The organism is Halopenitus persicus (assembly GCF_900107205.1).
Lineage (GTDB): Archaea > Halobacteriota > Halobacteria > Halobacteriales > Haloferacaceae > Halopenitus > Halopenitus persicus.
Genome location: NZ_FNPC01000017.1, coordinates 17553 through 29333 on the forward strand (window position 1 = coordinate 17553; position 11781 = coordinate 29333).

The 11781-nt window shown below is 50.4% G+C and carries 9 protein-coding genes and 3 pseudogenes; 7 read left to right on the plus strand and 5 right to left on the minus strand.

Annotated elements, in window-relative coordinates; genetic code table 11:
* The first annotated feature begins 122 nt into the window (after nucleotides 1-122).
* Together BLV25_RS16025 and BLV25_RS16030 are read left to right on the plus strand one after the other, a co-directional pair.
* Nucleotides 123-464, plus strand: a complete 342-nt coding sequence (locus BLV25_RS16025; protein ID WP_092735346.1) for an ArsR/SmtB family transcription factor — start codon at nucleotides 123-125, stop codon at nucleotides 462-464.
* Nucleotides 465-719: 255 nt separating this feature from the next.
* A pseudogene (locus tag BLV25_RS16030) lies at nucleotides 720-1153 on the plus strand (IS110 family transposase); the annotation flags it as partial.
* A gap of 8 nt (nucleotides 1154-1161) precedes the next feature.
* Here the strand turns inward: BLV25_RS16030 and BLV25_RS18270 are convergent.
* Nucleotides 1162-1800 (minus strand): annotated as a pseudogene (locus BLV25_RS18270) (IS6 family transposase).
* A 46-nt stretch (nucleotides 1801-1846) separates the two neighbouring features.
* On the opposite strand from BLV25_RS18270, the pseudogene BLV25_RS16040 reads away from it, so the two are divergent.
* A pseudogene (locus BLV25_RS16040) lies at nucleotides 1847-2221 on the plus strand (transposase); the annotation flags it as partial.
* 502 nt (nucleotides 2222-2723) lie between these two features.
* Here the strand turns inward: BLV25_RS16040 and BLV25_RS16045 are convergent.
* Together BLV25_RS16045 and BLV25_RS17085 are read right to left on the minus strand one after the other, a co-directional pair.
* The gene (locus BLV25_RS16045; protein ID WP_092735348.1) at nucleotides 2724-3836 is read right to left on the minus strand and encodes a M24 family metallopeptidase; all 1113 of its coding nucleotides are present in this window, start codon (nucleotides 3834-3836) and stop codon (nucleotides 2724-2726) included.
* 793 nt (nucleotides 3837-4629) lie between these two features.
* Entirely contained in the window at nucleotides 4630-4818 is a 189-nt protein-coding gene (locus tag BLV25_RS17085) for a hypothetical protein (protein ID WP_143114505.1), read from the minus strand.
* Between the two features lie 286 nt (nucleotides 4819-5104).
* On the opposite strand from BLV25_RS17085, the gene BLV25_RS16050 reads away from it, so the two are divergent.
* The 3 genes from BLV25_RS16050 to BLV25_RS18275 all read left to right on the plus strand — a co-directional run bounded on the left by BLV25_RS16050 (nucleotide 5105) and on the right by BLV25_RS18275 (nucleotide 7912).
* Nucleotides 5105-6322, plus strand: coding sequence for a M24 family metallopeptidase (locus BLV25_RS16050; protein ID WP_092735350.1), 1218 nt, complete (start codon nucleotides 5105-5107; stop codon nucleotides 6320-6322).
* A gap of 121 nt (nucleotides 6323-6443) precedes the next feature.
* On the plus strand, nucleotides 6444-7598 hold the full coding sequence (locus tag BLV25_RS16055; protein ID WP_092735352.1) for an NAD(P)/FAD-dependent oxidoreductase: 1155 nt from the start codon (nucleotides 6444-6446) through the stop codon (nucleotides 7596-7598).
* A 59-nt stretch (nucleotides 7599-7657) separates the two neighbouring features.
* Complete coding sequence (locus tag BLV25_RS18275) at nucleotides 7658-7912, plus strand: DUF7529 family protein (protein WP_092735354.1); 255 nt, start codon at nucleotides 7658-7660, stop codon at nucleotides 7910-7912.
* A 77-nt stretch (nucleotides 7913-7989) separates the two neighbouring features.
* On the opposite strand, the gene BLV25_RS16065 is transcribed toward BLV25_RS18275, so the two are convergent.
* A complete protein-coding gene (locus tag BLV25_RS16065; RefSeq protein WP_176819523.1) occupies nucleotides 7990-9261 on the minus strand; it encodes an MFS transporter in 1272 nt (423 codons plus the stop codon).
* A gap of 1078 nt (nucleotides 9262-10339) precedes the next feature.
* Here BLV25_RS16065 and BLV25_RS16070 point away from each other — a divergent pair.
* Nucleotides 10340-11125, plus strand: coding sequence for an IclR family transcriptional regulator (locus BLV25_RS16070; RefSeq protein WP_092735358.1), 786 nt, complete (start codon nucleotides 10340-10342; stop codon nucleotides 11123-11125).
* A 289-nt stretch (nucleotides 11126-11414) separates the two neighbouring features.
* Here the strand turns inward: BLV25_RS16070 and BLV25_RS16075 are convergent.
* On the minus strand, nucleotides 11415-11781 hold a 367-nt coding region (locus BLV25_RS16075), incomplete at its 5' end, for a DDE-type integrase/transposase/recombinase (RefSeq protein WP_143114506.1).

Here is an 11781-nt window from a genome sequence, read left to right on the forward strand (position 1 = left end):
ATATGCAACGGTGTGTCACCCAATGTGCCTCTCTGCCGTTTCGAAACGCCCGCGATCCCCGATGCAGACCGTACCACCCCTCCAAAAAACGCCGGTCGACGTCGCCACGAGGAGGCGCTCCAATGAAAGTTAACGATTTGATAACTGCTGAGTTCACAGCTGGGGACGAGTGTTCGCCCGGCGTTGTAACGCTCGACGACAGCGACGTCATCGAATCGCTGTCATCAGCAACTGCTCAGCGAATCGTCTCGACGCTGACAGGGTCACCGCGGACAGCGTCAGCGATCGCCGATGAGGTTGATACGTCGATTCAAACGGTCTCATACCATCTCGATCGGCTCGAACGGGCTGGGATCATTGCCTCCATCGGGACGGCGTATTCCGAAAAGGGGCGGAAGATGAATATCTATGCGCTGACGACGCGGAAATTGGTGCTCAGTTTCCGCGACGGGCAGCAGTCATAGACACCACGCGAAGACTCCTGATGGTGCCCCTTTTTGATTCATATACTCTGTTGAATCTGCAGAAGGCATCGAGACCATCCATAGATTCGGCTGGACGAACAGTTGTTTGAAGTAATCTCTCGATCGGTGTTTTCGTGGGGTCGTCCTACACAGCAGACACTGGTGGATGAAGCCGAGTGAAAAACCGATAGATTCGGGAGTAACTCGGTTCAGTGAATCGATGATCCCTGCGCAATCATCGGATTCAACAAAGCAGATGTGACTGTTGCTCACTCGAAAGAGCTGAATCAGATCGCCGACACTGACAAGAAAACTGATCGCGTCGATGCCAAAGAACTCGCGCGAATGGTGCGGTTGAATTCGGTGCCTGAGAGTTACGTTCCAACCGACGGGATCAGAGAAGCCTGCGAACGAGTACGCGGGCGACAAACGCTGGTCGAGAACCGCACCGAATACGCCAACAAGATCCACGGCGTCCTCTCAGTCCACAGCATTACTGAAGACGTGAAATCGCTAAACGTGAAGGGACGAAGTTCTCGGAGGAACTCTCGCTCCCGACACTATGGAACACGTTGCTGGAGTCGTATCTCGACCTGCTCGAGATGCTCACCGAATAGATACAGAACCTTGAAGAAACGATCGAAGAGCGAGCTGGGTCTCTGATGGAGATCCAACTGTTGATGACGATTCGGTCGCGTTAAGTTCGGCGTGAATTGTGGTAGACGGTGACGGCTTCGAGCCAGTTTTGAGCTGTCTCTAGCGCCACATTGTTGAAAATATTTGCAAACGATGAGTTTCCACGTTCTATTTTTCAAAAGACACGTTAGATAGTATCTCGATTTCTATATTGTACAACTTGAAATCGATAGCCATCTTCAGCAGGAACCGGACCAAGATATTCTGCATCATCGACGAGAAATTCGACGTTATTCAGCTGGTATCACCGGTGTAGATCGGTCAGAAACCATCGCGTGGTCTGCTTCGTTGTGGTCGGATACAGGCTTACGTGGAGGATATCGTTTGTATACGGATCCATCGCGCCATACAGCCAGAATTGCTGATCATTAAGGCGGAACATCTTTTCGTCAACCGCGAACTGATCCTGGGAGACGGTCGAAATCGACTGTAGATCAGCTTTATGAACCCAGTTGTGGATAGCGACGTGACTCCGATCGATACAGTATTCATCGAGAAATTTACTTACCTCCCATAGTTACATATTGGCCAAGTGACAGCGGACCCCAACTTCAATCAACCAATTCGGAGTCCGATCTCGCTCCACAAACGACAAGTCGATCCACGCGATACCTTCGCTGGGGCGGCCGAATTCTGTCATAGACACTCAGAACTTGTCCTCCTCATCCTCTAACTTAACGCGACCGACAATTCCTGGCGTGAGCTATTATACTGTGCTAACAATTTACGCGAAGTTGGGCGATGTTAGCCGGTTTGACGGTGACAAAGAGGTCGTCAGCTACGTCGGATTGAATCCGGTGATCTGCGAGTCAGGGGATTCGTGGATCGAAGGGAGCATCTCAGAACGTGGATTAGGCAGTATGAGTTGGCTGCTTGTTCAAGCAGCAAACACCGCAGTCCATACGTGTAACAATGAGTCTCTGAGTCGGTTCTACGATCGGTTAGCAAGCAGGAAGAACTCCCAGAAAGTAATCGTAGCAGCAGTTCGGAAAATGATGGTGTCGATCTACCATATCCTTGATCGGGGAACAGTTTACGATCCACCTGGTGTGACCGCATAGAGGACGATCTAAAACCTGCCGACTCGGCGGTCCTCAGTACCGAGCGGGGCCCTCCGTGAACGTCGGCTATCGCCAGACAGCGACCGTACCGCGGACACGTTCCGACCGCCTACCGGCTGTGAGAACAGTAGATTCCGAGACGGTGTAATCATTTTGTCGCTAGCTGTGATTTGTTCGGGTAGCAATGTGTCCATAGGTGAATCAGATGACAGCGGCCTGAACGGCGGACTAGCATCCAGCGGTTGAACAGGAGTCAGCGACGGATGGCTGGTCGGAACCGGTTTTCGCTCTCCAAAGCCATCCCATCGTTCGAAGTCCACGTATGAGAATCCTTCACCAATGAAGTCTGATGACCGTGAATTCAGCCCGGATCCCCGCGCTGTCTGTGGAGTCAACAGAATAGAGGCATCCAATTTTTACGTCACTTTATGCGCTCCACCAGCATAAGGTGCGAAGTCAAGTGACTAAGACGGATGATCGAGATCGTATTCCCCAGTGGTATTCAAATGACTCGTAATTCTCGAGGTGACGATGTCAAGACATCAGCACCATCGTCTGTCACGACCACGTCGTCTTCAACACGAACACCCCCAAACCCTTCGATATAGATACCAGGTTCGATGGTCACAGTATGGCCAGATTGTAACGGTGAGTCATTTCCGTCAACAAGATATGGTTGTTCGTGAACTTCGAGGCCTAACCCATGACCTACCCGGTGAGGAAAGTTCTCCCCAAACCCAGCGTTCGAGATGATCTCGCGGGCCGTGCGATCGATCTCCTGAATCTCTTTCCCAGGTTGAATAGCCTCACGTGCAGCTCTTGCAGCCTCTCTCGTGACATCGTGAATCTCTTGTAGTCGCTCGGATTCCTGGCCAATTTGATACGTCCGCGTGATATCTGAGTAGTAGCCCTTATAGATTACACCGGCGTCAATTATCAAGGGATCGCCGCGCTCAAGTTTACGTGTTCCGGTGTTTGTATGTGGTTTTGCGCTGTTTGATCCTCCGGCGACAATGAGACTACCCAAACCATCGGCGTCCGTGTCGAGAACGTACTTGTGTATTGTCGTTGCAACGTCCTGCTCAGTCATCCCTGGCGAAATCTCTGTAGTGACTTGAGAAAGCACCTCATCAATTATTTCAGCAGCATATCGCAATTTAGCCACTTCAGTTTCATCTTTTTGTGACCGAAGGGTTGAAACTGCCTGTTCCGCATCCACAATCTGGCTAGGACCTCCGATGTCCGAGATTACCTCATATTCCAGTAATCTCGTTGAACGATATTCTACAGCGATTGGCTCCTTCGTTCCGTATTCACTCTTATAATTATTGAAGGAATTTTTAGCTTCAGAAACTGGATCCCTTGCATCCTGATAGACGAAGAATTCTGCGTCCATCTCAAGTGCATTTTGGATGCGTTCAACTTCTAGAGCAGGAAGAATGATAGCCGGAGGTTTATTTTGGTGGAGAGCAACAAGCATTGGTCGCTCACTCTTGTGTATGTTCAGTCCAGTGAAGTATCGAAGTGTTTTCCCCGGGCTTAGGAACATAGCCGATACTTCCTCTGGCAGAAGTTCGAATAACGCTGACCGGCGTTGGCTATGACTATTAGCCATACTTCACCATCAGAATGAAATAATAAAATACTTATTTCAATTAATTGTCCTATTTTCGCGTAGCAAATAGTACAGAGTACTCTGTTGAATCCGCAGACTACGCGTATATCAGGGCCGAATACACAGTAATTAGACTCTAGTGGTGACGGATACTCACACGCGGACTTCGAATGTTGGGTAGATCTGGAGAGTAAAAGCCGATTTCGACCAGCCATCCGTCGCTGACTCCTGTTCAACCGCTGGATGCTAGTCCGCCGTTCAGGCCGCTGTCATCGGATTCAACATAGCACTCCTATTAATGAGGGATGATTGCACGGATCGCTTTTTAGCCTTGTATGAATAGTCTGGAGTGGAATACCTACTGAATAATTGCTCCTCCACTAGATCCAACCAAGACCCAAACCGATGACATCTCAATTGTCTACGCTAACCCAAGCACTCAAAAAGAGATATATCTGACATAGAAGCTTCGTATCGAAAGGGCAACCGTACAGCCGGGTACTGTTCGCCTCCGATATAGAAGTCCTCGTCCGCATCGATTCACTTCGGTCTCCAGTAACCGATAACGAGGACTACGGTTAGTAACCTACCCGCCCGATGACTGTGTTGGTACCAGGTGCTAACCTGATTGTAGCATTCGTCTTTAGTTAAGAGCGAAGTCGCGGTACAGCGACGGGATCAGATGGCAGAGAGTAGTCTTCTATTCGTCTAAGACGGTGTCGATATGAACACAGTCAATTTGTGATTTCGAAAAACGCTCTAAGAAGTTCGTGCACTTGGTGCACGGACTTCTCTACGAGTTAGATCGTTTCCTATTGCGGATAACCAGCTCTCGGGTTTTTTCTATTCTCTCTTCATCATTCTGCAAATATGCTGCGAGGATCGCTTCAACGATCTCGGAGCGGCTTGCTCCGAGATCTGAGCACTCATCGACGAGTGTATCGAGCTCTTCAACGAGTTCAGTTCGGACGGAGACGCCCATTTTGGTTCGAGTCATAATCTTAGACGTCTCAAAAATACGTGCACTAGGTGCACGGTAAGCTTATCGGCTCATTCCAATTTAGATCAAAAGATTGTCATAATAGATCTCAGCTGCTACTTGCATAGCGAAGCAATCGTGCTGCTGTCTTGCGATTCCTTAACTAAAGACGAATGCCTGATTGTAGTTACACAATAACTGTTCTTTATTTATCACAAATATTATGAAAATCAGGTGTAGTATGGTCACTCACAAACATTTAATACCACGTCCTAAACACTGGTAATAGATGGCACTAACCAGTGTACCTACCGACGAGTTCGAAAGTCGGGTCAAAACTGTCAGAGAGAAGTTACGAAATGCAGACAAAGACGCACTCTGCCTCTACACAGCGAAGGACATCGAATGGCTGAGCGGTTTTCATCATCTCCAGACAGAACGACCAGTATGTCTTACGATTACTCAGTCGGATATTGCGATTACGGTCCCTCGACTTGAACTAGACCGTATCGACGAAGGTCAGGTCCCCCTCATCGATCAGGTCTACCACTATTACGACTATCCGGGCGGTGAGTGCAAAGGTTCGACGTACTATCAGCACACGTCATCGACCCCCGAAAAAACTATTTCTACTATGCTCACAACTCTCGACGTGTCGGACGTTGTAGCAGATATGGATGGTGCCCCAGGGTACTGGGGCTACTCCGGCCAACCGATGAGCAAATTTGCGGAGGTTTCCGTCGAAACCGTCGAGTGGATACCGAACCTTCGACGTACAAAGTCAGAGGTCGAACAGGAGTTAATGCGCGAGTCGGCGAAGTGGGGAAATTTGGCCCATCAAAAGCTAGACGAGTACGCTGAACCCGGCCGCCACGAACTTTGGGTCGCAAAGCGAGCGAGTCTCGACGCTTCGATGGCGATGCTGGATACGCTCGGAAGTCAGTACGATTCCCACCTCCGAGGTGAATTCCCGGCGTCGTGTGGCTTCCTCTCCGGGCCGAATACTGCTCTACCTCACGGACTCACAGAAAACCGTTGCCTCGAACACGGTGACATCCTCATCACCGGTGCGACGGCCAACGTGTCAGGGTATCTTACCGAGTTGGAACGGACGATGTTCATCGGCGAAGCGAGCGCGCAACACAGAGATTACTTCGAACATATGCTCGAAATGCAATCGCTCGCCATCGAGATGATGGGACCCGGCGTGCCCGTCGCCAAAGTCGATCAGGCAGTTCACGACTACTGTAAGGAGCAACATCTCCTCGACTATACGCAACACCACACCGGTCACAATATTGGATTAGGCGTCCATGAACGTGATTTCTTAGATCGTGGCAGTGATGTAGTTCTGCAGCCCGGACAGGCATATACTGTCGAACCTGCACTGTTCGTTCCGGATCTCGCTGGCTATCGTCACTCCGATACAGTGTTTATCACCGATAGTGGAGTTGAGGAAATTACATACTATCCCAAAGATATCAAGAGCAATATTATTCCGTACTGAACTAATCTCACTTTGTTGAAACGAAGAACTGAGGTCAAAGGAATTGAAGTTGGTTGATATCAAACAGTCCGGTATAGGGAAACTCGCAAAAGTTTTAATTTAGTGGTCACTGGATGACTGTGTGCAAGTCATTGTGATAGGTGGAGGTATCATCGGTGTTGCGTCCGCATATTACCTCCGTAAGAAAGGAGCAGAAGTCACTCTCTTGGAGAAGCGTAACTTAGGTAAGGGGAGCACTGACCGCGCGAACGGCGGCATCAGAGCTCAATTCTCCTCACCTGTCAGTGCGAAACTCTCGAAGGAAAGCATCAATGTATGGGAATCATTCGAGTCTGAGTTCGGAACGGATATAACGTACCGTCGTCCAGGATATATGTTCCTGGCCCGAACCGAGGATACCGCGGCACAGCTCAAAGAAAGTGCCCGGAAACAGCAAGAAGTCGGCGTCAACAGCAAAATACTCGATCCTAGCGAGGCGAAGGAGGTATGTCCGGAACTAAGAAAGGAGAACTACGTTGCCGCTACGTACACGCCAGACGACGGCATCGCGGACCCGCATCTGGGACTCCAAGGGTTCGCCGAGGCAGCACGAGAAGCCGGCGTCAACATTCGAACGAAGGTAGAAGTAACCGACATCACCACGGATGAGTCAGGACGAGTCACCGGCGTCGAAACACAAGATGAGAGCATAGATGCCGACTACGTCGTCAATGCCGCCGGACCGTGGGCACCGCAGATCGGCAGAATGGCCAGCCTTGACCTTCCCATCTCTCCCAAGCGCCGGCAACTGTTGGTTGCGGATCCCGAAACGCCAGTTCCCGAGTCGGTCCCATTCACGATAGACCAAAATATCGGCGTCCACTTCCGTCCAGAGCGCGAAGGATCGGTTGTCTGCGGCGGCCACTTCGACAAGTCTGACCCAAGTATGGACCCCGACGACTTCTCTGAGCGGATCTCGCTTGACTGGTCAGGGCAGGTCATCGAAGAACTATCTCGGGTAGCAGACTACTTCGGCCCGAGCACAGAGATCAAACGCGGCTGGGCCGGTCTCTACTCGATGACGCCGGACCACCATCCAATAATCGAGGAAACGATCCCCGGGTTCGTTGTCGTCGCCGGTTTCTCCGGCCACGGCTTTATGCAGTCACCGGCAGCAGGAAAACTGGTTTCAGAGATAATTGTCGACGGATCGGCGTCACTCGTGGATATCTCGATGCTCACCGCTGACCGGTTCGAGCACGGTACCCGTCTAGAAGAAGGGACGGTTATCAACTAATCGCGGCCAGTCATTGACTAGTTATTTTTAGTGGTGAACAGAGGGATTTGAGTTACTGTATGTTCGAGTACCCGACAGCCGACCGATATTCGGAAGGTGATGGAATCGCTTATTGCCTCGTCGTCGGAGAAGATCGCCACAAGGGAACAGCGGTGTTCGTCCCGCTCTATTACGAATATACGACGGTAGACCACTTGCGAGAGACTGTCAGCGAGCAGGGATTCGTTCGGATGCACGTCCACCAACTTTCAATTTCGAAGGAAATCTTGACATACGAATTATACAACTCCGAGATGTTATTCCCCAATACCTAATTGGATCTCACCAGCAGACTGATTCCTCGCGTCAGTTCGATTCAGATCACTACCTAAGTCTCCGGGACTGCGTCGAGTCAAGAGCGGATGCTACGAATCGTGTCTACGGCGTAGTTATCGTAGCGGACGACGATGCCGAGTGCAATTAGGAGTGCGATCAACGCCACCCCACACATCGTAAGAAATGCAACTTGGAGGCCGATATTATCGATCAAGATTCCGAATACGGTTGGGCCGACGGCCCCACCGAGCATAAGTCCGATGGTCATTACTGCAAAACTTCTGCCGAGGGATTCTGGGTCAGAGAAACGGTCGATGAGCGTCGATCGACTCGGACCGCCAGCCATACGAACGCCACCGATCGTGATCGCGACTGGAATGACCAGTGCTGCCGGTAACAGCAGCGAGGCGAACAGAGCAAGTAGCACACCGGCGAGTGCGATCGTCGAGAGTAGTACTGAGCCGGCAGAGAAGCGGTCAGTCAATGCGCCACCGACGAGGGCCATCACAGCTCCAGCCCCGAACATAAGGGAGAACGTGAGGTTTGCAGTGCCCAAATTGAGTCCGTACCCGTCGGTCAACATAACGACAGTGTACGATGTGATACCGTTGCTTGTCAGCGACCAAACGAACGAGAGAAATGCTACGGCGAGGACAGCCGGCGACGAGAGGATCGACGTGATCTCTGCGTATATTCTGCTTCTTCTGGACTCGGATTCGCTTGTATTCTCGCGGTATGCTTCGGTTTCCACGGATTCATCAGTAATTCTACGCAGAAGTAAGTAGGCAACAACGCCGTATAGCACTCCGAGAGTTCCGATAAGTGTGAGTGCATGTCGCCAGATCAACCCTGGAACAGTGAGCACAGCAGTGATGAGCACCGGTGGGGTTCCGAATCCAAGCGCGCCTGCAAAACCACGCATACTGAACGCACGTGCCCGGACCGCTTCGGGAACTGCGCCGGATATCAGGGGATAGTGACTCGGATGGTGTCCCGCAATTCCTAGCCCGATAAGTGCCACACCAAGGAATAACGCTGGAATCGACGGAGAAAGAGCTACCACGAACACGCCTGCGCCACCGATCCAAATTGCGAGACCCATAGAGAAGACTCGGCCGTAGGTGTCTGCGACCCACCCGAAGGGGAGCTGGAAAATCGTCGTCGAGAATCGTTGGAACCCCATCGCCAATCCGAGCACAGAGATGGTCGTGCGAAAATCTTCCGTCAGTATCCCCAGAATCGGTGGGAGGAGCACCAAAAACATATGATTGACGAACTCTGCCCCACTCACGATGCCGACAACGAGTTTCGCGTTTCTAGAGACGTTGCGGAGCTTTTCCGCTGCCATTATCGAATCGAGAGAGTGAGTCAACATATAACCCCTGATACGTAGAATTTTCGATAATAGGGGTGGTCCACCGGTCGAAGAAGTCAACCGTGGTGTTAACTTAAGTATGGTTTGTTGGATCCGATGACAGCTTCGGGATCACTGTTTGAGCGCTTGTTCGAGGCTATAGACCGCGGCGGTCAACAAGAGTTCCGCGAACTCGCGGTACACGCGCGGGGGTGGACAACGGTTCCAAATCGATGCTTGATGGCCGAAAAGACGGTGTCGGCCATCCAGCGCTGGCCGTATAATTCGATGTCCAACCGTGCATTAAGTGTATGATCGTAGGCAGCAAGAAAAGGGTGTCAACCTTAGCGTGAAGGAAGCGGCCGAGCAAGAGTAAGTTGGTGGCTCAGCAATGCTCGGTCGCGTGGTTGAGCAAGCACGCGAGCAAGAAATATTTTCGCGTGAAGATACGTCGACGGAGCAGCGCGTTGAGGCCAAGTTCTTGTATCACGCTGGATTGTCGTATCGGTGCGTCGAGAAGATGATCGGACGGTAGTATGAGGCCGTGCGCTAGTGGTATCACAAACTGGCGCACCTATTCGATCCCGAGCCCGATCAGTACTCGACGATCCAATCGGAGAGACAAAGATCAAAGTCGAAGAGACCGAGGTCTACGTCTGGGCAGCGCTTGATGTGGAGACGTTCGAGGTCTCGCCGATCTGACCTCGACGCGTTGCTTGTCATCAAGCAAGTGTTGAAGCGGTGTCGTGGCGATCCTGTTGTCCTCGTCGATCGCGGTCCGTGGTACAACTGGCCGCTTGATGACCTCGATCTCTGTGAGTCACGCCGAGACACGTGGGGGGAACGGTCTCTCGTCGAGGTATGGTTCGGCCTGCTGAAGTACCGAACCAGGCTCTTCTACAACCGGTTCCCCTCTATAGCTCCTGGAAATCGGTCGACCGCTGGGTCAAAGCCTTCGCAGCATTTCACATTGCGATCTTCTAACCTTGACATCCTTGCCTCTGGTCTAGGTATATTTAAGAATGTTCAGTATAGATATACTTTTAAGTTATAGGAGATATAAGATGGTGGTATGGGAAAAACCAACAAAGAAAATGTACACAGTACAACGGAGCAGGCGATTCGTCTTCTTGACGCCATCAGACGAGCAAACGGTGCAACAATCTCTGATCTGCTTACCGAGTTCGATACATCAAGAAGTGTATTATACACACATTTAAATACCCTCACGAATTCAGGCCTTGTTATCCGTGAAAACGGCCGATACTGGATGGGAATTCGGTCCAAGGAGTTTAGCGTCGCAGCAGAAACCCGAAAACCGAGTTATCAGCTTGTTAAGAACGAAATACAATACTTAGAAGACGAATTCGAGGCAGAAACGGAATTTCTTGTCGAGGAAGCCGGTAGAATTAATATCCTCTATCATTCAGAAAACATCGATCATAACCGCGTACGGTTATATGCTCATAACACAGCAGCGGGAAAAGCTATCTTGGCGGATCTACCCGACCAACGTGTACACGAAATTCTTAACCAGCATGGTCTTCCACAGCAAACAGAGAACACGATCACTGATAGGGATGAATTATTTAATGAATTGGAGGTTATTTCGGAACGCGGCTATGCGTACAACAATAACGAGTGTTTTGATGGCTACCACGGAATCGGTGCGACTGTAGACGGAATTGATGGGTCCGTTCTGGGTGCGGTCACACTTGGCGGACCGATATACCGCATCCCGGAAAATCGGTTGAAAAATGAGTTAGTTGACGCCCTCCAGAATACGATCAATGAAATTGAAAAATCAATAGAGGCGAACCGATCGAACATCTCTTCAGAGTTAGCGAGTGAGGACTAAAACTCTCCCTGCTGATTTTTATTACAATAGTGTAAATGTGATAACTACTAAATCCTTACTCCACTGTAGAAGAATGACGACGATAGAATACATTCATAACTCCCGTGTTAGTGTAATTCTATGGTTTTGATCAGCTCGTACTCGTCAATTCATCGCTTATAGATAACAACCGTACTATTGTAATTCGAAACAGTACCTCAGACTGGCTGCTGAATAATACAACATGTCTACCCTGTCATCAACTTTTGACCTATATTTCGAATGTTCAATCCCGACATCATATTTTCCGTTATTCTGCTGTTTCCGGTTCAACGTGGCTGAAACAATTTGAGAACGACGACGTTCGGCGTTTCAGCTCTCGAAAGATCCGTTCGACAGCGTTCCGATTTCCGTGGCGACACATCTGAAATCGGAGTCCGGCTCGGGAAAGCGCAGTTTGGAGGTGTTGAGCGCCATCAACGAGAAAGACAGCAGTTTCGACATCGTGTTTGTCTCGTAATTCGCGAAGAAAGATCTCGGTTAACGATGTCGTGGTCGTGGAAACCAACCGGACGTGAAGCAGATCGCTGGTTTGCGGGTCTGCAGCGGCGTACAGCCAGAATTGCTGGTCGTTGATCCGAATCACTGTCTCGTCGAGCGCGATCTGATTCGGAGAC